We start from the raw sequence: 25,855 nt of genomic DNA, 5'->3' as shown, positions 1-25,855 counted from the left end.
CATTTTCCATTTGAAAATGGAGAGAACCTAGAGGTTCTCTCCAACTAAGTTATTTCTGTCTGAATTCTAGTTCCGGTAAACTCTAAAATCCAGTCTTCTTTAATTTTCTTTACGTTTTGTTGCAAGGACAGCAGCAGATAAGGCAAGACTAACGCCTGCTAGGAAGATAGCTGTATCAGATTGGCTTTCTCCTGTTTCTGGCAATCTCTTCTGATCTTCTGTTGAAACTGAAGTTTTAGATTCTGCAAGTTTTCCTTGGCCCAATTGACTAACCTGATACTCAGGTTTTTCAATAGTTGGTGCTGCTTGATCGCCTGCTGTAGCCAATAGTCCTGTGTAGGCTGGCTTTTCGTTTACCAAAGCTTCTACTGCATTGACTCCACCTTTGTATTCTGGAACTTCATTGACAGCTGCTTCTACTGCATTAGCGCCACCTTTATATTCTGGTAATTCATGAACCAAGGCCTCTACTGCATTCGCTCCACCTTTGTATTCTGGAACTTCATTGACAGCTGCTTCTACCGCATTGGCTCCACCTTTGTATTCTGGAACTTCATTAACTACTGCTTCTTCACCTGCTGTTCCAAGTGGCCCTTTATACTCAGGTACATCAAGAATTGGTGCTGCTTCTTCACCTGCTGTTCCAAGCGGACCTTTATACTCAGGCACTTCAAGAATTGGTGCTGCCTCTTCACCTTTACTACTTGTAGGAGCATCTGGTTTCACAGTCTGATCTTGTAGTTGGTTGAGATATTCTGCAAAGTAGGCAACCATTCTTTCAGTCAAGAGATGGTTATCCATAGCATATTTCATGCTAGCTACTACACTTGCGACTTCCTCTTGATTCTCTTTGCTGGTTAATTTTTGAGCTTTTGATAAAGCTGTTTCATAACCTGACAAATCAAGAGTTGTTTCTGCAACCTGTGGACGACTAAATATCAACTCAGCAGCGGCTTGATATCTATCACCACCGTCTCCATAAGTCTTAGTACCTGTCAAAACGATTTTCTTAGCCTTGATTGTCTTACCAAAGTCAATGTCTTTTGGTTTATTGTTATCTGGCCAATCAGTTGCAGTGAAAGTATGTTCTTTACCAGATTCATCTCTCACAACCAATTTCACATCTCGCAAATTACCATTTGATCCTGATCCGCGTGGCACATAACGGAAGCCTGTGATTTCTGTCGCTTCTTTCAAGACCATAGTTGCAGGTTTACCAACATCTCCACCATTCCAAGACGTATGCCATAGACTTGATAAGTTACCATCAAAGGCATTTGCTAAATCTTCTCCCGCTTGCGCTGGAGCATTTAGACTTTCAAAGTCTTCTGCTACCAAGGCTGTTTTCTTTTGTACCAAGGCATTCTTCAGAGCGTCAATCTTAGCAATTTCAGCACGCGCTTCTTCTACACTAATGTCATCATCTGCTTGGCTGAGGTTAAAGACAGCTTCCTTCAAGGCATCCATAGATTCCTTAGTATAGTTGGTCATGGCAACCGTTGGTAAGTAGTTCTTCAGAGCATTTTCTGTCAACATCTTACCTGTTAGAGTGACTTCCTCGATTTGAAGTTTATCCATGATGAAGTCGTTGTAACCACGGAAGTTCGCATTTCCACCAGAATCTCCACGAGTATTGCTTGCGTTACCAGTTGAGTAGATACCCACCCAAGTATCGCCTGTTTCTGCACCTGTTACGAGGAAGGTTACCTTCTTAGCTTTCTTAGAATCTGTCCAAGTATTTGGCAATTCATGCATTTCCAAATTGCTTGCTTGATTACCTCGACGTCCTGATTGGAATTCTCCCTTACCGACTACAAAGGCGTAGGTATTGTCAGAGCCTGCTTCGTATTCAAAGGTTACACGATAAGTCTTACCAGCTTCAAAACGGAAGTTTTGAGGGATTGTTTGGTAAACCAAGTTACGACGACTCACTAGTCCATTTGTCTTCAATGACCAATTTCCTTCGATGACATCATCGACTTTCTTACCATTCCAATCACGTTGTGTATATGGATCATGTTTTTCAGATAAGTGAGTACGATTATCCTCAACTCCTTCGATACCACCAATTACAAATGGGAAAATACCTTGAGCGACATTTTCAAAGTCTTGTTTAAATGTTCCTTTAGCTGTATCATGATTATCTCCGTACATACTTGAATTGTTTTCAAAGGTACGAATTTCATCAAAGTAAGTTGCTTCATCACCAGCTTCACGACTCAAAGTAAGAGTGACATTTGATACATCTGAACCCGTTGTAAAGAAGGCATACATGTTTTGGAAGTAACTTGTATCGTCAACTGTAGCATTGTCACGACGAGTATTATGAGCATAGGCCTTGACATAGTTAAGAGCTAGTGACTTATTGGTATAGCTAGTCACTTCTTTTTCACCAGTATTTACTGTGATACTTGCCTTAGCATTACTACGATTATCAACACCGACATAAACGGCATACTTAGTATTTGGTTTCAAGCCAGTCAGTTTCTGAGTAAGGCTGACTGTGCTCTTATTGCCTTGGATACGAAGCATTTCATTTGCGCCTTGAGATTTGACAATTTCTGCCTTAGAAGCATCACCAGAAATGGTCCAGTGTTTCAAAGTTCCACTGTTAAATCCTTGGTCATAGATGTGCATGCCTTCGCTCCATGACATTTCAGGATTGGTTTGTTTTGAACGGTAGAGAACGTATGGTTGATTTGCAGTAAGATCAAGGGTAATCTTACCATCTTTCACAGCTACTTCCTGTTCTTCAGTCTTACCTTGGTCAGTTAGTTTATAAAGGTAAACCTTACTATTCGCCCAGTCGCTAGGAAGCGTCCAAGTTGTTGCACCAGCTTGCGTATTGAAGTAGTACATTTTTTCCTTATCAGTAGGAAGTTTCTTACCATTCGCATCCCAGTTCCAAGGAGTCAAGTAAGCTGAACCATCTTGGATGACACGTCCGTTGAGAGTTACTGTACGTTCACGGTATTGTGGGCTATTGACATCGTTTGACTTACGAGTCACAACTACTTTATTGTTGTCAGCATCTACCAATTCCACTCGCATTTCTGGAGTCCATTTATAGGTGCTACCGTTATCAGACATAGTGACTGGTGTACCGTTTTCCCACTTGCTTACAGTAAAGTGTTGGAAATACTTGGTCATGACATCATGAGCAAACAAGTTAGTTACATAGCCATTGTAGTCGCTACGACCTTGCCAACCTTCAAAGTCTTTCATGCTGTAACCACCTAGAAGTGGATAGTTGGCTGCACCACCGTAACTTCTGTAATCCCCAACCCAAGAATCTTTTTGGTGGTTGCGGATAAAGCGCGTAATGGCACTGTTGATACCTTTATTAGTGTAGCCACCATAGGTCAAATCAGCTGCCCAGTGTTGGAAGGTAGAGTCGTATTCACCACCATGGCCCCACTCAATCGCAAAGCGCCAGCCTTGTTTGTTAATTTCTTTAGCAAGAACGTGGGTAGCCCAGGCACCATTATCACCTGACTGGCCATTGCCCCAAACATCCACGTAGATAAAGTCGAGACCCTCACCAAGTTTGTTTTTCAATTCTTCCCAACGAGCTAAGCGACCATGCGCCAAGTCATAAGCAGCATCAATGTTAATACCTTGATCTAGCCAGTTCCAACCATAGCTGTAGCTTCCATCTGGATTCTTACGAAGAATCTTTTCGTTAAAGTATTTAGACTCAGGATAAGTTTCAGAAGCGTTGACGTGGATACCTAGATGAGCTCCATATTTCTTCGCTTTCTCAATCAAAGCCTTGAAGTCTTCGACACCACCAATACGTTTACCAATATCAGCATAGTTCAAGTGTCCAGAGTCATGACCTTCACTACCATAACCTTTAAGTAGAACACCCTGTCCAAGACCATCTGTGTGGAGATTGATCTTCTTGATACCATCCAAGGTCATAAGGAATGGGTTTTGTGCTTGTGAACCAAAGTTCATCGCGATACGATAAGCAGTGATATCCTTGACTTTTTCCCAGCCTTGAGGGTTGTTCATGATACTACGATAAGCAATGGCACCATCTTGCCAGTCCACTTTTTTATCCGCATTAGCATCTTCAGTGATCACAACCTTGGCACTTGGAAGTTCTTTAGTGTACTCTGGGAAGACAATACCCTTATAAGCTTTTTCCCATTGCCACTCAGAACTATGAATTCCGACATAGTTGGCATTTCCAACGGTTTCTTTATAAGCCGTCAAACGGGTCCAGTCATTAGAGCCACCACCGTAACTGTTTTGAGAATTACTCCAAACACCTGCAGCAAGCTTATCTGTAGAAACAAATCCATACATGTAACCCTTAGCCAAATCCTTCATTGGATTGGTTACTTCAATATGATCATCCCCGCTGACATGCGTATTGTTTGACATAGTTGCCCCATCAAACTTAGCACCAGCTTGCTCACTAGAAACAGATACTAAAGCATTCCCGAGGAAACTAATAGTAGAGAGTAATTTTCTTTCATCGTCAATCTTTTGACCTGGAGTGACTTGATTGTGGTTGACAATCTTAGTTACATCAAAATGCAATTGATTATCCACAACTTGCAGACGAACTGTCATATCCGCATTGATAAGATTAGCCTCATCACGGAGTTTCATTTCATATTCTGCAGTTGTTTCATTAATTTTCTTATAAGTAACCTCAGGGGTGATTCTGTGGTTATTGATAAAGACTTGATTGAACTGTTGAACCTGTCCTGGTAAAGTATGGCCATTTAGCGTATATTCCTTGACACGTGGAAAGGCTTGGTCAATCACTGCTTTTAGGACTTTAGACTGGATGGTATCATAAGTCACTTTACTATCATCTACCACCGCACCAGTTTCTTTTTCAGCAGTAGTTTCAGTAGCTTGAACTCCGTCTTGATTGTCAGTCTTAATATTTACAACTGTCTTTTCAGTACCATATGTACCAGCTTTAAGTAAGATTTTCTTTTCATTTTTAAGATTTTCATTAACAGCAGCTGGCAAAGTAACCGTATCAAAAAGTTTTACATCATTATTTGTTGCATTCAGCTGACCATCTGATTTTAAGCTAATAGTCAGATGATTCACTGAGCCATTTACTGGAGCTGCAACACGGCCTCCCTGATACCATGTGCTATTACCTGGTGTCTTATATTCCCAGAACCAACCTTCTTTGTCATATCCAACAAAGACATTATTATTTGTATCTTTAAATTTCAAGAAAACACCAAAACGTGATTTGCCTGTTTCAGATTCTTCTTTGAAAGTGAGATCTACATTCGCATTCCCATTCGCATCCACAGTCAATCCTTGCTTTTCAAACAAAGCTGGTTTGCTAGCATTGTCATTTTGATCTGTTGAAGATAACTTATTGTAACGAACACCATTTTCTTCACGAATAGCAACAGTCCCTTGCTGTTCTTTTCTTGCTACAGTTTGCCATTCAAGAGTGACTTCCTTTGGTGTCTCTGGCTTAGCTGTCGCTGGTTTTTCTTCTTTCGGCTTATCTTCTTTTGGCTTTTCTTCAACTGGTTTTTCAGTTTCCTCTAAATTCGCTGGTTTTGAACTAGAGATTCCCTTAATATGATCTTGGATCCATTTTAATTGTGCTGGAGAGAAAAGGATTCCTCCACTACGAACGCCAACCACACCATTTTGATGAACCCCAATCAATTTACCATCCGTGTCAAAGATACCGCCACCGCTAGCACCTGGTTGTCCACCTTGATAACCAACTCCTTGGACTCCTTCACCATAAGATTCAGCAAAATCCACAGCAGTGTTAATAACTGGTGCCAACTTACCAGCAGGATAGCCAAACATATTGACTTTATCCCCAACTTTCTTAACAACTGGCTTTTCAGTAACTTCAACAGGAGCATTTTCAAGAACTGTACGCAATCTTACAAGAGCCAAATCATTCTTATAACCCTTTAGATAGCCATCTCGATCCCAGTGAATCACATCTTTTTTACTAAATTTTACATCTTCTAAACCAGGGTAAGAGATACTAAAAATATCACCATCCCCTTTGTCATTATCCACAACCTTACGAATATTTCCATCTTGTTGATCCTTGATAAAGTTGTGAGAAACAGTCAAAACAAGATCCTTACCAATGACAATACCACTACCTTCTCCTGATGGAGTCTTAATCTTAACAGTAGCGCCATAGTTCAATTCTCCATTTTTTGTTTTGGCAACATCTTCAGGAACTAAACTACCAGTATCTTGTGCTAATTGGTCTTTATTTACTTCTTTACCATTATCAGTAGCTTTTTCAAGCTTTCCTTCCAATTCTTTCGGTAACTTGTCAGTAGTTTCTTTGTTTTCCTTTTCAAGAGCTAATAACTCTTCTTCAGTTTTTGGTCCATCTGTTGTTTCAGCAGAACCTGGATTTGCTGCTGCAGCTTCCTTATCGAACTCTCGTCCATTATCACTCGCTTTTTTATCCAAATCAGCTAGCTCACTTGGCAAATTATCTGTTGAGCCAACTGTTGGTGTGTTAGCCATTACTGGAGCAGTAGCAAAAAAACTAGCCCCAATCATAACTGAAGCAGCACCTAGTGCAAATTTACGAATGCTGTATGTACATCGTTTTTCAAAAAATCGTTTATCCATTAACTCCTGATTCCTTTCACTAATCTTCGTAAGCGTTTACATTTCTTGTTCGAAAAATACTCCTTTCTATCTGAAAAGTGCAATGCTTAACGTTTATAAAAAAATAATTGCACTTTTAATATAACAAATATTGGCAGATAAAGCAATAGGAAAGCTAGGAAAATTGCTAATTTTTTCTTAATTTTGGCAAAACCATAGTCTGCCATTTAGAGGGAGTTATCATAAAATAAAAAGGATTTAGCATTCCTATCGAATGCCAAATCCTCTATCACTCTGTTTCTATAGATGTTTAAAATCTACTTCACATGTTTTGCGAGTTCTTCTTGAGCTTTTTTATTAGACTCTTCTTTTTCTTTCATCCATTTTTCTTGGGCTTTTTGGTATTCTTCTGTTGTTACTGGTTTATCTTGTACATCAAGGTATTTATACAAGTGAGCTTCACTTGTTCCTTTGTTTCCAGAATAAGCAAATGGAAGTGTGAATGGTACCATCTTAGACAACATTGGACGACCAGTTTTAGAAGTTGTTGGGATTAGCAAGGCACTGTCGGTCAACCAAGCTTGGGCAGCAGCATATTTTTCATAACGTTTTGAAATGTCATTCACTTCTTCACCAGCTTCCACAACCATTTTTTCGTAGTCTTCCAAACCAACTTGCTTAGCCGCAGCGTTGTTTGTTCCAGAGTCAAATCCTAGGTAAGTCTTTGTACTTTCCCCTACAGATGGTTTGAGAATATCAAGGTAGGTAGATGGGTCAATGTAGTCTGGTCCCCATCCAACGTTATCTGAGACATCCCAATCTTGTCCAGCAGCCGTTTCAGCAAAGTAGGTAACATTGAGAACTTCATCTTTTTGAAGTTGTTGGATATCAATGACGACATTGTCAGTTCCTAATGTTTCTTCAAGTGATTGTTTAAAAGATTGGACACGTTGAACTTTTGTTGTATTGGTTTGGTCAACTGGCATATCCAAGTGGATTGGGAATTGAACGCCTTCTACTTGGAGAGCTGTCTTAGCTTTAGCAAACTCTGCTATCGCTTTTTCAGGATTGTAGAGTCCATCCTGAGCATCATCCAAGTTCACGTTGCTCCATTCGTCACCATAAGTCACCAATTTGTCTTTGACCATTTCGCCAAAGTTCTTTCCATCTGCCTGTACAAATGTAGGAGGAACAAACAAGTTACGAAGCAGTTTAGTTGCCCCATTCGCACCATTCACTTGAGAAGCATAGGCTTTTCTATCAAAACCAAAGGCAAGAGCTTGACGGAAATCTTTGTTTAGAAGAGCTTTCTTGGTTGAAGTCTTTTGTTCATCTGTAGTCTTAGAAGTGTACTTATAAGACTGGCGATCAATATTAGTACCTACTAAATAAGTAGTAGAATCTTGTGGTGTATAAACGATGTTGTCTTTAAACTCTTTTTCAAGTTCAGGATAACTTGCGCTTGTCGGGAAGAGACGAGCCATTGTAAAGCTTCCATCTTTGAAGTTTTCTGCAAGTTTTCCTGTATCTTGACCATCCCAGAATGAAAGTTTTACCTTATCAATGTGAACATTGTCCTTATCCCAGTAGTTTGGATTCTTTTCAAATTCTACTGAAGATTTAGCGACCAATGATTTCAACAAGAAAGGTCCGTTATAAAGGATACTGCTTGGATCTGTTGCTTTCCCAAAATCATCTCCCTTAGAGTTTAAAAACTCTTCATTAACTGGTGCTAAGACACCCATTGTTGTTTTAGAATTCCAAAAACTTTCAGGTTTGTTCAAAGTGTATTGAACTGTTTGATCGTCAATCGCTTTAATCCCAACTTGAGAGAAATCTTTAGTTTCCCCTTTAGCGTATGCATCCAAACCTTTAATTGAATCCTGTACCAAGTAAAGGGCTTCTGATTTCTTATCTGTCGCATACTTAAGTCCTGTTACAAAGTCTTGAGCTTTCACAGACGCATACTCTTCTCCTTCAGATGTGTACCACTTGGCATCTTTACGGATTGTATAAGTGTAAGTCAAGCCGTCCTTAGATACAGACCAATCCTCAGCCATAGATGGCACAAAGTTACCATAGCGGTCATTTTCAAGCAATCCATCAATCACATTACTAGTAATGTCAGTAGTTGCTGCCTTACCAGTTGTCAAGTAGTTCAGGTTATCTGGATCTGTTTCGTAAACATAAGAAAAAGTTTTCTCACCTTTTGCACTAGACCCTGAGCCAGAACAAGCAGCTAAGACACCTGCTGCTAATAAAGTTACTCCCGCAAGAGCCAATACTTTCCTTGTTTTCATAGTATTCTCCTTTGTTTTTCTATCCATTATAGACCCTTTGCAATCTATTGTCAATATATTTTTCTGAATTTTCATTTTTAGTTGTTATTTTCTGACAACTATCGAATCTTATTTCATTTTTTAATCTCTTTTTAACTATAAGAAAAGAGGGAATCCAGTAACTCCCTCATCCATCTATTTAAATCATTTTTAGATTCATTAATTGAAAGCTTGCAATGCGGAAAGAAGATAAGAACCCTCACGAATTTTTTGACCTACGGCCTTAGCATTTTTGACCAAACCCTGATACTCTGCTTGAGACAAATGTTCCAATACTTCTTCCAAGTCAAGTAAACTCTCAATACTAATTCCACACTCTTTTTCTAAGACGAAATTAGCCAAAGCAGATTGCCCCCAGACAATAATAGGGAAACCAGAAGCCAAATAAAGGGAGGCCTTGTGGGAATTATTGTATCTCAAATACTCACCAAACACTCCGATACAAGTTTTAGAACTGTCACCATCCCAAACCAAACCAAAGCTTCCTTCTAATGCTGATGGTAGTTCATCTGGAAGAAAGGAACCAAAATAGGTTTCATTGGATAGCTTTCTAGCCTCATCAAAACCAACACCATAAAGGTTATATGCCGGTCTTGCAGGCAACTCATATAAGTAACCTGCTTTTTCTTGAGCTAAATTTCCAGCTACAATAATAGCTCCTTCCTTCGATAAATCTTCTTTATCCTGATAATTCGGGATCAGATAGTCAAAAATGCCTAAACTAACTATTTTCTTCTCAGAAATCCCCTTATCAACAAGCACTGATTTCATAACTGGATTATGAGCAATAAGACCATCAGCTTGTTTCAAAAGACTAGACTCTTGAAGATGAACACGAATCTTATGCTTCAAGGGTACTGTATCCAAATTAGCATAGCGCAAAACTTCTAAATCATGGATAATAAAGTGAACCTTCACTCCTTTACGTTGGATTCTTTTGACTAAATGAGTCGTAAAGAAACTATGATGAAGCATAGGAAATTGAATCAGTAGCTGATCCCCTTCCTTCAACTTAGAGATAGCTTTGGATAGGGCTTTGGCCTTATGTCGTTGGGCTCTAATAGTCCCCATTTGATACCAATCATCTACCATTAATAACAAAGGACTATAGCCCTCTCGAACTACTATTTCTTCGACATCATTTCGCGCCTTATTCCCCGCATTTCGTGCACCAGAATCCTTCAGAAATTCTTCTTTTAGATAATATTTCATCTATCAATTTTATCCTTCGTTACCTTATTTAAACTCTTCCTCTACAACATTTAGTGCACGTTCAATGACCACATGCATGTCGTAGTATTTATAATCAGCCAAACGTCCACAGAAAATGACCTTATCATTCTGTGCTGCTTCTTCTTGATATTTAGCAAACATGGCATTGTTTCTCTCATCATTGATTGGATAATAAGGTTCATCACCACGTTTCCAATCAGCTGGATATTCACGAGTAATAACCGTTTTATCTTGCGTACCATACTCAAAATGTTTATGCTCAATAATACGAGTATAAGGAATTTCTCGTTCTGTATAGTTTACAACTGCGTTTCCTTGATAGTTTTCTTCATCTAGAACTTCATGCTCAAAACGAAGACTACGGTATTCTAACTCACCATGTTTATAGTCAAAGTATTGGTCAATCATCCCTGTAAAGACAACTTTTTCAGCAGAAGCTTCTAATTCCTGACGATTGGCAAAAAAGTCAACTCCAAGTTCTACTTCAACATCTTTCAGCATATTTTCAATGATAACGTTATACCCCCCAATTGGAATACCTTGGTAACGGTCATTGAAGTAGTTATTATCAAAAGTCAAACGAACTGGTAGACGTTTAATGATAAACGGTGGAAGGTCAGTCGCAGAACGTCCCCATTGCTTTTCAGTGTATCCTTTAATCAACTTTTCATAAATATCTGGACCGATCAACTTGACAGCCTGTTCTTCCAAGTTTTTAGGTTCAACGTCCTTCATGTGAGCCGTTTGCTCAGCAATCTTATCTTTGACCTCTTGAGGAGTTTTTGTCCCCCACATAGCATAGAAAGTATTCATATTGAAAGGTAGATTATAAAGGCTACCCTTGTAATTTGCTACAGGCGAGTTGATGTAGTTGTTAAACTCAGCAAATTGATTAACATAATCCCAAACTTTTTTATTAGAAGTATGGAAGATATGTGCACCATATTTATGAACATTAACACCTTCTACATTCTCACAATAGATATTCCCACCAATGTGGTCACGTTTATCAATAACTTTTACTTTTTTTCCACGCTTGGTTGCTTCATAAGCAAAAATTGCTCCAGACAACCCAGCACCAACGATTAGATAATCATACATATTACACCCCTTTATTTCTGAATAACTGTTGTTTTATATCTTGTAGATTTATAACTTTAAAAATCAAAATCAAACTGATATAAATTATTGCCCCCAAAATAGCAGAAAGTCCTACATTTAATACAGACGGTAAATTCAATAAGTCTTTGACAAAAAACAGAATTCCATACATCAATCCTGATGAAATCATAATTTTTATCATAGATCCTATAATCGGAACATCTCTTAGATAAGAGCGAGTAAAGAATAACTGTATAGCCCAAACCAGAGACTCTGTTAAAACAGATACAATTGCTGCCCCTATATAGCCCAATTTGGGAAGAAAGAGAAGATTTAATCCAACACTAACAATAGCAGGAATTGTAGTTGAAAGCATGAACTCTCTATTTTTATTATGGGGAATCAAAATTTGAATCCCCATAATATTTGTCCAACCAATAAAGAACATTCTTAGAATCATAATAGCTATTGCATAGCGTGCATCTTGAAAATCTTTTCCCAGAAAAAAGTTAACAAAATCATCGTTTATAATTAACATACCTGCCATAATGGGGAAAATAACCAAATTATAAATTAGAAATGACATCTCATGCATTTTATTAACTGCTTTATGATCCCCTGATGATAAAAGATTTGAAACTCGTGGTAACATGACACTTCCCAATGAAGTCACTAGGGTCAATAAAATATTAACAAGTTTCAATGCTTGATCATAGATTCCTACATCTTTTGTTGAAGCTAAAGCTCCCAGCATTGTACGATCCAAAGTAACATAGAGCGATATGGCAATCTGAGGTAAAAACAATAAGATAACTGGCTTCAAATGCTGCTTAGCATATTCCCAATCAAAGTGCGGTTTCCCAATAAACTCTCTTGCCGGCAACCACATACTTAGTTGTCCCAACAATTCAAAAATGGTAAGCAAGAACACATATAAATATAGGTCGCTAGCTGATTTTATAAATAGAAAAATAGCAATGACGCCAACTAGTTTCACTGTAATATTTCTGACTGTAATTTTTCGAAAATCCTCTAAACCTTGGAATAGCCAAGAAATATCTAAACCTTTAGAAAGTAAACTTAATCCTAAAATATAAGCTACTGGGTTTTGCATTAACGAAAAAGTGAGACAAAGCAAAATATAGAGAGTCAGTGATAAGATGGTTGCTCCAAGTTGTAAAGTATAAATTCCCCAGAAATTTTTACGAATTGTTTTTCGATTACCAGAAATTTCCTTTGTACCATAATTGGCTACCCCCAAGGTAGCCAACAGGATAAAGTAGGTAACAATAGAATTATAATAACCATAAGTTCCTAAATCATCAGAACTAAATACTCTGGTAACATATGGAGTCGTAATAATCGGTAAAATAATTACTAATAATTGATATGAAAGATTGTATGCATAATTTTTAAGAACCTTCATAGGGAGCATATTCCTCACTTAACTACTATTATAAACGGCGAAAATTAGTCTGTCCAAAAATGATGATGTTAAATAGATTAAACTTTTTTTGGTACAAAAATCACTTAACTAGCCTCAATTTAGAACCAAGGATACATATAACACAAAAACTTTAAACATCTTGATAATTATACCTATACTTACTCCAAGAAATACCCATCAATAACAATAATGGATTGTACATTAATTCAAAAAATTGTGGATCAAACATTGAATGAAGTATCAATACAATAAAAACAAGCATCTCAACTGTATTAAAGTGTCCTCTTTTATTTAGTTGATAGAAACTATACCAAATAACAACTAGTAGAATCACTCCATAATGCAACAAAATATTTACAAAAGATGAATCAACGTATAAATAATTATCAAAAACAGACGTAGCCCTTTGTTGCAATTCCCAATCAATTCTTTGACCAAACATATGTACACCATATAAAGATAGTGTCTTATGTCCTAAACTTAGTCTTCCTGTCAAAGCTACGTTTAAAATTTGAAAGAGTTTACTGTTTGCGTTATAAAAATAAGTCAAAATGATAGGAATAAGAATCCCTGCAGTCAACGTAATTTTACCAATGGCATTCAGGATTTTTTGACTAACTACTTTATTTTTGAATATGTACACCAATACTAATGCTAGAATTGAAAGAAAGAAAGCTGATTTCGTATCAGTATTAACGTAAAAATAATAATTCAGTATTCCAAACAATAAAATTTCTGACAATCTGATTTTACTTTTTCTTAAATATAGATATACCAAAGTCAGATGAAATAAATAATTAGCACCGAGAGTAACATATTGGTATCCTTGGCTAAAACGGAATCGCCCTCCTAATTGAACCCTCAGCGTATTTTCAATAATGCCAAACTTTAATAGACCATATATAGAAATCATTAATAGTACTATCGAAACTGTCCAGAGAATCAAAACTTTTCTAAAATTCACATTGTTTATAGAAATAATAAATAAGATTGTTGAAATTATTGTGAGGGCATCAAAAAGCTTATGTGTTGAAATTCCAATAATGATAGCCAAGCAGAAAGCTGAAAAGAAGAATATCAGAAACTTACTCGAGTGTCTCTCTAATAGTAGTTTAAACAGAAGTATGACAATAGACACTATCATAGCAACTATTCGAAAACGATAAATTTCAGGGTATTTATAGACTAAGTTTGTTTGAGCTATGAAATTAAAAAGCAACCAAATAAAGAAAGCTGAAAAATATAATAACTCTGATAATTTTATTTTTATTTTCATATTTTTACCTAAGTTTGTTTAAATTATCCAATCTTATTTCGAATAGTGTTATACAATTTTGCAGATACGAGAAACAATATATATTTCAATTTATTTTTCCTTGTAACATTTGAATTCGGAATAACATCTTTGAAATATTGAATGTATTCTTTTCTAATTTTATCAACTTCAGCATACATATCTGAACTAAGCATAGCATGTACAATATGCAGACCATTAAAAACATAGCGAACATTCAAGGCTCTTCTCATATCCCTATCACCTGAATAGTCTCGTTCAATATAACTTCTATTCCATTCCATTGCCTTGTAAAAATCTAAGAGACGATCACTATACTTAGAATTTACAATACTTCCTGGTCTTCGATAGTATTTATAAAGATTTAGATCACTAACAGCAATATTTTCACAGGAAGCAATATGCTCATAAGCAAGAGCTAAATCTTCATATAACATCCCTTTAGGATATGGAAACCTTAATAAGATTTCTTTCCTATATAGTTTACCACCTGAATGTGTCCCAACATAATTTCCATAAAACATTTGTTCTAAAGCTGTTCTACGATCTAATTTTCCAGAATATTTCTCTCTGAAATCTCCTAAAAAATCACTATTTTCATAGTTTCTAACTTCAATCACTGGAGTTGCTACAAGATCAACTCTATACTTATCTCTAAGTTCTACTAAATATTCAATGGCTCTATGGTCATAATAATCGTCTGAATCAATGAAAACAATCCAATCTGTTGAAGATTCTTTTACCCCAGTATTGCGGGCATTGGACAATCCCCCATTTTCAATATGCAGAACTTTTATTCTATTATCTTCTCGAGCATATTGGTCACAAATTTCTCCAGAACTATCCGTCGAACCATCATCTACTAGGATTATTTCAATATTTTTATATGTTTGTTGCCTTAGACTTTCTACACAATAACTCAAACAGTTCTCAACATTGTACACTGGTACAACAATAGAAATCTGATCCATTATGATAATCCTTCCAAAATGATATCAACAATACGCTCACAAGCTTTTCCATCTCCATATGGATTACTTGCTTTACTCATCTTGCTGTACTCTGTTTCATCTTCTAGAAGCAGTTTGAAATTAGTATAAATATTTTCTTCTTCTGTTCCTACCAATTTCAAGGTTCCTGCAGCAATCCCCTCTGGACGTTCTGTTGTATCACGCATTACTAATACTGGTTTACCTAAAGAAGGTGCTTCTTCTTGCACACCACCAGAATCTGTTAAAATCATGTAGCTTTGATTCATAAAATTATGGAAATCAATGACTTCTAGAGGTTCAATGATTTTCATACGTTCATTATCGCCAAACACTTTACTTGCTAGCTCACGAACCTTAGGATTCTTGTGAATAGGATATACGACTTTAACATCTTCAAACTCATTCAGGATACGATTAACTGCATTAAACATATTTTCCATTGGTTGACCAAGATTTTCACGTCTATGGGCTGTCAACATGATTAGTTTACTGTCCTTAGCCCACTCTAAAATAGGATGGTCATAATGCTCTTGAACGGTTGTCTTCAAGGCGTCGATGACAGTATTTCCAGTAACATAGATATTCTCTCTTCCCTCTTTTAGAAGATTCTCTTTAGCCACTTCTGTCGGAGCAAAATTGAAATCCGCAATAATTGAAGTAGTCTGACGATTGAACTCTTCAGGAAATGGGCTTTGAAGATTATAAGTTCTCAATCCTGCCTCTACATGTCCAACTTTAATTCCCATGTAAAATGCAGCTAAAGCTGTCGCAAAAGTGGTTGTAGTATCCCCATGAACAAGAACAATATCTGGTTTTTCCTGCTCTAAAACTGCTTGAATTTTATCTAAAATACTTGTCGTGATTGTAAATAGTGTTTGATTTGCCTTCATAATTCCTAAATCATAATCAGGAACAACTTTAAAGACATCTAAAACTTGCTCTAACATTTCTTTATGTTGACCGGTTACACACACAAGTGTTTTGATTGAATCATTTTTCTTCAGTTCATTCACTAAGGGACACATTTTTATTGCTTCTGGACGCGTCCCAAAAACTAACATTACTTTTTTCATTTTGAATCTCCCATTAGTTTTTGATAAAATTTACGATAATTCTCTAAAAATAAAGGATAACTAAACTTCTCTTCATAATCTTTTTTAGCTTGATGAGCTAACCTAGTTCTAAGAGTTGAGTCAGTCGCCAGACTCTCAATAGCAGAAGCTAAGGCCCTAGCATCTTTAGCAGGAACCAAGATCCCATTTTCTTTTGTAACAACTTCATTAATGCCAGGAATATCTGTCGCAACCATGGTTTTTCCATTCATAAATGCTTCGATAACATTTAGAGCCAAGCCCTCAAATAATGACGAAGACACTAGGAAATCAAAACTATTAATACACTCGACTATATCCTGTCTATATCCTAAAAAAGATACTTTATCTTCCAGATTTCGTTCTTTAACCTTGTTTTCTAATTCGGCTCTAAGTTCTCCATCCCCAACGATAAATAAACGAAGGTTTTCATCTGAAATCAAAGAAATAGCATCAATCAAATAGGTCAAACCTTTTTGTTCAGATAATCTTGCAATACAGCCTAGCTTGATTCCATCAAACTTCATAATCTCATCAACTTGTCTATTTGACTGTTTCAAGATCACTCCGTTATAGATAACAGTGCTGTCTGCAACTCCCACATCATCTTTCAAATTTTGATTAACTGCTTGACCCACTGCAATACTATAGGCATTTTTCAGTGAAAATCTATATAAAGACAACTTATCTTTAAAGACATTATGAGCAGTGTAAACGTGGACTAGCTTGGGATTAATCAGTTTTAACAAACGAATATAAAAAGCTGCCATTCGATGATGCGTATGAACCAGAGTAATATCATTTGTCTTAATAATTTGATAAATAGTAAGAAGCAGCTTCAACACAGTAAGGGGATTTTTGCTGTCTATATCGTGAATTTTATGATGGATAATTCCTTGGGCCTCTAATTTTGGTTCCCAAAGGCCTCCTGTAGAAGCTACATGTACACTATCAAACTCATCTTTCAAATCAGAACTCAACTGGTACACGATTCTCTCAGCACCACCAATATCCATCGTTCGTGAAATATGTAAAATATTATTTTTTCGTTTTTCGTTTCTCATCTAAAACTCGCTTAATAAAGGTAACATTCCCTACAAAGTATCGTTTAAAGAGACGCTTTGGCTCATTAGCAACTCGGAACAACCACTCCAAGTTTGATTTCTGCATCCAAAGTGGGGCACGCTGAATGTGACCAGACAATACATCAAAACTACCACCTACACCCATAAAAATAGAATTCACTCCATTATCCATAAATTTTTGGATGATGTATTCTTTTTTAGGTGAAGTAATTCCAACAAATACAAAGTCGGGATTCTTTTCACGAATATCTTCCTGAATATCTTGCTCATCTTCCTCAGAAAAATAACCATTACGATGTCCAACAACTCGTAGATTTGGATACTCTTCTTTAAAATTTTGTAACATATCTTGCAAAACTTCTTCTTTAGCACCAAAAAAATACACTGAATAAGATTTTTCATCGGCTAATTTTAATAATCTTTGCATTAAATCAATTCCAGCAACTCGTTCTGGAACTTGGTAGCCCAAAAATCGAGAAGCTAGAACTACTGATGCACCATCTGCATTGATGATCTCAGACTCGTTAACTATCTTCTTAATAGCTTCATCTGATTGACATTGGTTAATCTTATCAGCGTTTACGCCCATTAAATGAAGAGGACGTTGTTCAATTACAAATTTCTCAACCTCTTGTACTGTTTCATCCATTGTTAAAGGGTCAATTCTGACCCCCATTAAATTAAAACTATTCAAATTAATCTCCCCATGTAGACTCAAAATGACCCTTACGCTCGGCTTCTTTTGGTAACTTCATGTAATCACCATATATTTTTGTTAAATATTCATCTGGGTTTGCATGGCAACTTATTTCTAAGTTCTCGAACTCTAGTAATTGTGGTTCACCGAATACTTCTTTTCTAGCAAGTTCACGTTCTCTGTATGAACCTAGTACATTCCCTACTATTGAACTAGCTTCAAAATCATATTGTTTAATTAGATTTTGTAATTTGTTGTTAATAGTGGCTGTTTTTAGAAGTTTATTTAATTTCAAAACTTTTGATATACTCACAATTGCATTTTCAAAACTTCCCCGATCTCTGTCATGTAAACGATCGATTACCGAAATTTTAGAAAGTGCACGATAGAATTTGATTTTGTTTGTATGAATAAAATAATGAAAACGATCATCTGGATAACCATCCAAAGGAAAAATATCTATGAATGGACTACATAGTTCATCTCCAAATGGAATTTGTAAGGATGTATCCATAATAGAGGTATTACCTAAATTGTCATCATGAAGTCTCAAAATAACATGTTCTGGAAGTTCTTTTTTACAAATAGATAAAAATTTTTCATAATCTTTTCGAGGCATCCCTAAATCCATATCATCATCCCAAGGAATAAATCCTTTATGACGAATGGCTCCTAGCAATGTTCCTCCCAAAGCATAATATCTTAAATCATGTTTACTACAAATAGCAATAAAGTTTTTCAATAAAGATAATTCTCCTAGTTGAATTTCCCTCACTTTATTCATAAAATCACTTCGCTCCATCTCTCATAAGTACAACTTTAATAGTTTTTAGTAAAATTTCAATGTCTTTCCAAATTGTCCAATCGTCTATATAAGCTACATCTAATTTAACAACTTCATCAAAATTCTTAATCTCACTTCTACCACTAACTTGCCAAAGTCCAGTGATACCCGGTTTAAAACTCAATCGACGTTTTTGTTCAGGTGTGTATGTCTCATATTCATCAACTGTTGGCGGTCTTGTTCCCACTAGGCTCATATCTCCTTTCAGAACATTCCAAAACTGGGGAAGTTCATCCAAGCTAGTTTTACGGATAAAGCGACCAATTTTTGTAATGCGAGGATCATTGTCCATCTTAAACATACCACCCTGCATGGTATTTTTCTCCAACAATTCTCTCTTTTTATCCTCAGCATCAATACACATTGATCTAAATTTATAAAAAGTAAAATGTCGGCCGTTTTTTCCTATGCGAGTCTGGGCAAAAATAGCAGGTCCACCATCTTTTCGAATAGCTGGAACTAGAACTATACTAACTAGACCACAAATCATTAAACCAAAAATAGAACCAATAATATCTATGACACGCTTAGCAATGACATGACTATTCTTATAAAATTTCGTCGAAAAAGTAATGACATTTAGACCAGCCATCCCACGGATTTTTTTGTCACGCCCTAGATTATGGTCAAAAGCATTTAGATTAACCGTTACATCAATTCCCATCGTTTCAAAACGAGAAATAAATTCACCAATATCATATTCTTCACTAGGAAGATTGATAAACACTTCATCCACAACTTCGTGAGTTGCAAAATTTAAAATATCTTCGACTGGTACGACTGTAATAGTATCATGTTGGAAATTAGGTTTATCTAATACACTAACTGCCACCAGTTCTCCAAAGAAATCACCAGCATCAAGTAACTTATCCATCACTTTCTCAACTCTAGATGTCGCTGTAATCAAGAATAGTTTTTTACTCCATTTCAAATTAGGAAATATCCGTTTCGAATAATACTTGATACAAATATTAACTAGATACATTAGAATCGAGTGTAAGGTTAAAAAATACACCATGCCTCGTCTAGAGATACTAAAACGTTCTTCTAAAAAGAAATTAGAAAGACTAATTGCCAACGCAAAGAAAATGATATATTTTGTCAAGCGAACAAGTTCAATCAAACTCCCTCGTCTAAAAAAATCTTGACCGTAATCGCTAAAATAAAATACTATGTAGTGGAGAATATATAGGACAATCATTGTTGTTGAAAGAATATCTGTCTCTTTAACAAAACTAAGAGAATACCCCAGTAACACTACTATAAAACTCTGGATTACTGCCAGAGATATTTTTATCCCTTTCTCTTCCATAACTACTTCCTTAGTCTATCCCTTATTTTTTACCGTAAGAACCATACTCACCGTAAGAACCATATTTCTCAGCTGAAGTATTGAATTTATTTAATACAACTCCTAAGAATGGTTTATTCGTTTGTTCCAATTGGCCTTTAGCCTTCTGAACATCTTTTCTGTTAGCCTCCCCTACCGCAGTAACTAAAACAGATGCATCACATTTTTGTGTGATAATAGCTGCGTCGATAACGATACCAATAGGCGCTGTATCAACAATAATATAATCAAAATATTTGCGAAGTGTATCAATCATAGTACTAAAGTTCTCACTTTGCAATAAAGCAGTTGGGTTTGGTGAGATAGACCCAGCTTGAACCACAAATAGATTTTCAACATTGGTATCACATAAGCCATGAGATAGGTCTGTTGTTCCAGATAAAAATTCTGTCAATCCAGTAATTTTTTCACGTGATTTGAAGACACCTGACATGACAGAATTCCGAATATCAGCATCTACTAACAAGGTCTTATAACCTGCACGCGCGAATGCCCAAGCAATATTTGTAGAAGTCGTTGACTTTCCTTCACCCGGTTTTACAGAGGTGATAGAAATCACTTGTAAATTATTTCCACTCAATTGTATATTCGTACGCAAGGCATTATAGTATTCTTCCGCTTTTTTGGCCAGATCTAATTTTTTCTGTGCTATTTCTAATGTCGGCATATCTCTCTCCTATTTCAATTTATCCAGATTTGGAACAACTCCCAACAATGCGATTTGCATAACATCTTCAATATCCTCTGGACGTTTCACTCGTGTATCAACCAGTTCAACGATAAGAACAGCGATAACCGTAAAGACTGTTCCTCCAAGTAGTCCAATAATTGTATTTCTACGAATATTTGGAGAAGATGGTGCTATAGCGGGACGAGCTTCTTCAAGTGTTGTGACATCAGAAACGCGTGTGATACTGATAATCTTTTCAGCGGCTACTTCTCTCAATGAGTTAGCAATACGACTAGCTTCCTCAGGGACTCTATCATTAACTGAAATAGAAACGATACGGGTATCGACTGGTACGGTTACTTTGATTTTACTAGCCAAAGCTTTTGGTGATAGATCTAATTTCAAATCAGATGTAACTTTTTCCAAAACATCTTGAGACAAAATAATTTCACGATAGTCTTTAACCAAGTATGAGCCAGCTTGCAAGTCTTGGTTTGTCAAACCAGGCTTATCTCCCTGATTACGGTTGACTACATAAATCCGTGTAGTACTAGTGAACTCCGGTTTAACGATAAAAGCACTATAAGCAAAAGCTAAAGCTCCAGCTACAATTGCTACCAATGCAATTAGAATTTTTCGTTTCCAAAGAATTTTAAACAGGTGAAATACATCGATTTCCATAGTATTTTGTTCTTTCATATTTTCTCCTAAATTATTTGATCCATTATAATTTTCCTAGGGTTCTCTACAAATAGCTCTTCCGCCTTGGCTCTACCATACTTTTTAGAAATAATCTGATAAGCCTCCTCCATATAAGGGGGTCTACTATCTAAGTTATGCATATCACTTGCAATGACATGAACCAGATCTCTCTCCAAAAAATATTGGGCTCTCTTTTTCATAAATTTATAGGTTTCACCAAAGAGCTTAGGTTTTAGAACATGAGAACTATTTACTTGTGTATAGCACCCCATATCAATCAGTTCCTGAACACGTTTTTCACTGTGCTCCAACGCATCATAACGTTCAATATGAGCAATTACAGGGGTAATCCCTAACATCAAAATATTGCTTAATCCTTTATGAATATCGCGATAGGGTGTATTCATACTAAATTCAATCAAAGCATAACGACTGTTATTGAGAGTAGGAATGCGCTTGTTTTCTAATTTTTCTAGAACATCCGGAGTATAGTATATCTCTGCTCCGTAAGCAATGACCAAATCATCTGCCACTTCTTTAGCAATCTCACGAACCTTTAAAAAATTCGTCGCTATTTTTTCTTCTGGAGTCTCAAACATCCCTTTTCGACGATGGGAAGTCGAAACAATCATCCTAACCCCTTGATTATATGCTTCTCTTAAAAGGGCTTTACTATCTTCTATAGACTTCGGCCCATCATCTACATCAAAGACAATGTGAGAGTGAATATCAATCATATCATCTTCCCTCCATCACATCTTGTATCGCACTTTTAGCAGTTGCTAGACTACTATCATCGATTTCCATCATATAGAGATTACTATCTGGCATAGCATAAGAAGGAAGTCCCATTTGACCTGTACCTTTGAGGTCTTGAGAGTTGACTTTATAACTACCACCACTCTCCAATTGAGCATTAACCAAATCCATCATCGTTTCGATCGGCATATTTGTTTGGAGGGAATCTTGCAGGCCTTGAATAATGTCACTATAATTTTTCAATGCTTCGGTAGAAGTTAATTTCTGAATGATTGCGACAATGACCTTTTGTTGATTACGACCACGGTCACGATCCCCATCAGCTAAAGAGTAGCGTTCACGAACAAACCCAAGAGCTTGCTCAGAATCTAAATGAACATTTCCTACTGGGAAATGGAACTTTCCGTGACGAGATGTAAACTCCTGATCATTGTACACATCTACACCGCCTAAAAGGTCAATCAACTTCAGGAACGAAGTGAAGTTCAAGCGAACATAGTAGTTAATATCAACTCCATAAAGATTTTCCAAAGTATGAATAGAGGAGTCTACTCCATAAATACCTGCATGAGTCAATTTATCTTTTTGATTATTCCCTCCGTCTGCAATCGGAACATAGGAATCTCGAGGGGTTGTTGTTAATAGAATTTTTTTAGAATCTCGATTAACAGTCATCAAAATATTGACATCTGAACGAGAAACCGAACTAATTGGGCCGTAAGTGTCAATACCACTCACATAGACATTAAAGGACTTATTCTTAGAAACTTTAGGGGCAGCTACTTCCTTGGTGATATTTTTAGTGTAGATTTTCCTAATTTTTGATGCATAATCAGGGTATTCAGATTCTATAATATTTTCAAAAACGCTATTTAATACAATCGCTTTTGCTTCACCTGATACCAAACTCTTATAAGCCGCAAGATATGAAGTGCTTTGTTCAACAGTCAATTCTTTGCTCTGACTAGTTTTGATATCAGCTATCAATTTTTGAATATTCTCATTATCTGTATCCGTAGGCCCTGTAACACTATCTAGTTGTGTGACATTATGAACGTCACTATCTTTCAGAACAACAACACTCATTGAGTATTCTGAGTAATTTGACGTAGAATTGATATGACTAGTAAAGCCGACAAATTGTTGCAGTGCAAAAAAAGAAACTGAACTCATTAAAATAGCTAGTGTTAAAAAGAAAATCGTAAACTTTTCTGCTTTTCTATAAATGATCAAAAGCAGACTCGCTAAAGCGACCAAAATCACTACAGCTGCCGTCATAACATTCAGGTATCTAAACGCCAATATATTATGTCTAAAAATCAAGAACAGCAAAAAACCACCCAATAATACATAAATGGTTAATAAAGCTATATTAATGCTCCGCTTAACTTTACCCGAACGGGCTCTTTTTGAACGTTTATTCATAGTTTTCCCCTATATGTTGATTATCAGAATTATTATATCACAATCATGAAATAATTTCCATTTATTCCTTTTTTTATCAGCGTTTTCAATACATCTTCTAAATGTACTCCGAAGGAATAATTGTTTTTTATAACCTGTATAGTATCTATCGCTTCCTATTTTGACATTCTCGTTTCATAGACAGAAGAATCAAAATCAAAAATATAACAAACAAGGTCCCTTACGGAACCTCGATAATCTATTTAACATGATTTTCTGCTTCTTTTTGAGCTTTTTCGATTGCTTTTTTGCTTTCTTGCTCCCATTTGATCTTAGCTTCTTCATACTGTTTGGTTGTTACAGTATCTTTTTGCAGTTTCATGTACTTGTAGTTATTGCCGTCACCCTTGATGCCGACTAGTGAATAACCTCTTGTAAATGGCGTTACTTTGGTTACAGATGCTGTTCCACCGCTTGACATAGCTGACATGATTAGAGAATTGTCAATCATCCAAGCCTGTGCTTCAGCATATTTTTCATAGCGTTTGGCTACATCTTTATTTTCACTATCTGCATCTTTGAGCATCTTGGTGTAGGTATCAAGACCCAAGCTAGCAATCTTAGCTTTATCTTCCTGAGCATCTAGACCAAAGATCTTGAGATAGAATCCATCCTCCGCATTGAAAGGATTGAGATAAGTTGATGGATCTTGGTAGTCACCTACCCAACCATCAAAGTTCAAATCATAGTCACGATCAGCTGGTGTCGGTGCCAAGAAGGCTACGTTGTTAAAATCATCTGTTGAAAGTTGTTGAACGTCAATGACAATGTTATCAGCACCCAAAATTGACTCAAGGGTCTGCTTAACTGAGTTCATGCCTGTCACGGCATTTTTACTCGTCTGATCAACTGCCACATCCAAGTGAACTGGGAAGGTCACACCTTGACTTGCCAATTCTTTTTTAGCTTCCGCAAATTTTGCTTGGGCTTTTTCTTTGTTGAAATAGGCATCCTGAGCATCTGCCAAGTTAATACCTGACCATTCTGTGCCATAGTTAACCAATTTAGAAGCGACTACTTCTCCAAAGGTCTTGTCTCCAACTTGGACAAATGTAGGAGGCACTAGGGTGTTACGAAGGGTCTTGCTAGCTGCTTCTTCCCCATTTGACTGAGCAGAATAGGCTGTGCGGTCCAAGGCAAAGTTCACTGCTTGACGGAAGTTCTTGTTCAAGACAGCTGTCTCAGTTGACTTCTTCTGCTCAGCTGTCGTTTTAGAAGTGTGATTGTAAGCCTTACGATTGACATTGAAATTGAAATACCAAGAAGTCTTGTCCTGCAAACTATAAACGATATTATCCTTATATTTTTCCTTAGTCTTAGCAAAGTTAGAACTATTTGGATAAACCCCAGCGATTGAGTAGGCTCCACTTTCAAAGTTACGGATGGTCAATTCTTGGTCTGAGCCATCAAAATAAGCCAATTTCACGTGTTCAATCGATACTTTGTGATGATCATAGTAATGTGGATTTTTCACATACTCGATCGATGATTTTGATGTGAAGTCTTTTAACAAATAAGGTCCACTGTAGAGAATGCTATTTGGAGATAGAGTCCCAAAATCTTTCCCTTTTGAATTTAGAAACTCTTCGTTTACTGGGAAAAGAATACTGTTCGTTGTTTTTGAATTCCAGTAAGGTTCTGGGCGTGCCAAAGTATACTCAACAGTCTGGTCGTCGATGGCCTTCACCCCAACCTTAGAAAAGTCAGAATCTGCCCCTGTAATATAATCATTCAAGCCCTTGATCGAGTTTTGAATCAAGTCAAGCGCCTGTGATTTATTATCCACTGCATACTTTATACCTGTCACAAAATCCTGTGCCTTGACTGGGGCGTATTCCTCACCGTCAGCTGTGAACCATTTGGCATCTTTTCTCAATTTGTAGGTATAAGTTAGACCGTCGCTTGAAACAGACCAATCTTCTGCCAAAGATGGAATTAGATTTCCATGATTGTCATTTTCAAGCAAACCATCAACTAAGTTAGTAATGATAGCTGTATTATCAGCGTAGTAGTCTAGTAAATAGTTAAATGTAGTTGGGTTTCCACTAAAGGTTGATGAGTAAGTTTTTGTATCTGAACCTGATTGTCCGCAAGCAGCTAAAAGCAAAGCAGCCGCAAAAGTCAGGCCTGCACTAAGGATACGCTTTTTTGTAGTCATCTTCTTTCTCCTTTATGTTAGTTTTTATAACATAAGC

17 protein-coding genes are annotated in these 25,855 nt (G+C 36.6%); all 17 read right to left on the bottom strand.

Going from position 1 to position 25,855, the window contains the following annotated elements:
- Positions 1–99 precede the first annotated feature (99 nt).
- The gene (locus N5909_RS01390; RefSeq protein WP_271630684.1) at positions 100–6,612 is read right to left on the bottom strand and encodes a SpGH101 family endo-alpha-N-acetylgalactosaminidase; all 6,513 of its coding nucleotides are present in this window, start codon (positions 6,610–6,612) and stop codon (positions 100–102) included.
- A 296-nt stretch (positions 6,613–6,908) separates the two neighbouring features.
- Entirely contained in the window at positions 6,909–8,891 is a 1,983-nt protein-coding gene (locus N5909_RS01385; protein ID WP_049552129.1) for a peptide ABC transporter substrate-binding protein, read from the bottom strand.
- Between the two features lie 198 nt (positions 8,892–9,089).
- On the bottom strand, positions 9,090–10,142 hold the full coding sequence (locus N5909_RS01380; protein WP_271630683.1) for a galactofuranosyltransferase: 1,053 nt from the start codon (positions 10,140–10,142) through the stop codon (positions 9,090–9,092).
- 24 nt (positions 10,143–10,166) lie between these two features.
- Positions 10,167–11,264 (bottom strand): UDP-galactopyranose mutase, encoded by a 1,098-nt coding sequence (gene glf / locus N5909_RS01375; RefSeq protein ID WP_218493713.1) that lies wholly within the window; start codon positions 11,262–11,264, stop codon positions 10,167–10,169.
- A gap of 1 nt (position 11,265) precedes the next feature.
- Positions 11,266–12,690: a flippase gene (locus N5909_RS01370; RefSeq protein ID WP_271630682.1), complete on the bottom strand. Its 1,425-nt coding sequence runs from the start codon at positions 12,688–12,690 to the stop codon at positions 11,266–11,268.
- 151 nt (positions 12,691–12,841) lie between these two features.
- A complete protein-coding gene (locus N5909_RS01365; protein WP_049487471.1) occupies positions 12,842–13,987 on the bottom strand; it encodes an oligosaccharide repeat unit polymerase in 1,146 nt (381 codons plus the stop codon).
- A gap of 23 nt (positions 13,988–14,010) precedes the next feature.
- Positions 14,011–14,976 carry a glycosyltransferase family 2 protein gene (locus N5909_RS01360; RefSeq protein ID WP_140223874.1) on the bottom strand — a complete coding sequence of 322 codons (966 nt, stop codon included), beginning with the start codon at positions 14,974–14,976 and terminating at the stop codon, positions 14,011–14,013.
- Entirely contained in the window at positions 14,976–16,070 is a 1,095-nt protein-coding gene (gene wecB / locus N5909_RS01355) for a non-hydrolyzing UDP-N-acetylglucosamine 2-epimerase (RefSeq protein ID WP_033682309.1), read from the bottom strand. Before wecB ends, N5909_RS01360 begins: the two co-directional genes overlap by 1 nt.
- A complete protein-coding gene (locus N5909_RS01350) occupies positions 16,067–17,152 on the bottom strand; it encodes a glycosyltransferase family 4 protein (protein WP_271630681.1) in 1,086 nt (361 codons plus the stop codon). Before N5909_RS01350 ends, wecB begins: the two co-directional genes overlap by 4 nt.
- Positions 17,127–17,849 (bottom strand): WecB/TagA/CpsF family glycosyltransferase, encoded by a 723-nt coding sequence (locus tag N5909_RS01345; RefSeq protein ID WP_029690200.1) that lies wholly within the window; start codon positions 17,847–17,849, stop codon positions 17,127–17,129. The genes N5909_RS01350 and N5909_RS01345 overlap by 26 nt, the downstream gene beginning before the upstream one ends.
- A gap of 19 nt (positions 17,850–17,868) precedes the next feature.
- Positions 17,869–18,654, bottom strand: coding sequence for a LicD family protein (locus tag N5909_RS01340; protein ID WP_333908838.1), 786 nt, complete (start codon positions 18,652–18,654; stop codon positions 17,869–17,871).
- Positions 18,655–18,658: 4 nt separating this feature from the next.
- Positions 18,659–20,026 (bottom strand): sugar transferase, encoded by a 1,368-nt coding sequence (locus N5909_RS01335; protein ID WP_261045694.1) that lies wholly within the window; start codon positions 20,024–20,026, stop codon positions 18,659–18,661.
- 22 nt (positions 20,027–20,048) lie between these two features.
- Complete coding sequence (locus N5909_RS01330; RefSeq protein ID WP_004263752.1) at positions 20,049–20,732, bottom strand: tyrosine-protein kinase; 684 nt, start codon at positions 20,730–20,732, stop codon at positions 20,049–20,051.
- Between the two features lie 9 nt (positions 20,733–20,741).
- Positions 20,742–21,434 (bottom strand): capsular polysaccharide biosynthesis protein CpsC, encoded by a 693-nt coding sequence (gene cpsC / locus N5909_RS01325; RefSeq protein ID WP_125446893.1) that lies wholly within the window; start codon positions 21,432–21,434, stop codon positions 20,742–20,744.
- Between the two features lie 8 nt (positions 21,435–21,442).
- Positions 21,443–22,174: a capsular polysaccharide biosynthesis protein Cps4B gene (cps4B, locus tag N5909_RS01320; RefSeq protein ID WP_033682318.1), complete on the bottom strand. Its 732-nt coding sequence runs from the start codon at positions 22,172–22,174 to the stop codon at positions 21,443–21,445.
- A gap of 1 nt (position 22,175) precedes the next feature.
- Positions 22,176–23,621, bottom strand: coding sequence for an LCP family protein (locus N5909_RS01315; protein WP_033682319.1), 1,446 nt, complete (start codon positions 23,619–23,621; stop codon positions 22,176–22,178).
- Between the two features lie 238 nt (positions 23,622–23,859).
- Complete coding sequence (locus tag N5909_RS01310; RefSeq protein WP_271630679.1) at positions 23,860–25,818, bottom strand: peptide ABC transporter substrate-binding protein; 1,959 nt, start codon at positions 25,816–25,818, stop codon at positions 23,860–23,862.
- Positions 25,819–25,855: the final 37 nt, after the last annotated feature.

This window comes from Streptococcus gwangjuensis (assembly GCF_028156745.1).
Classification (GTDB): Bacteria; Bacillota; Bacilli; order Lactobacillales; family Streptococcaceae; genus Streptococcus; species Streptococcus gwangjuense_A.
The sequence above is the reverse complement of the archived record's forward strand: the minus strand, read 5'-3'. Positions and strand labels throughout refer to the sequence as shown.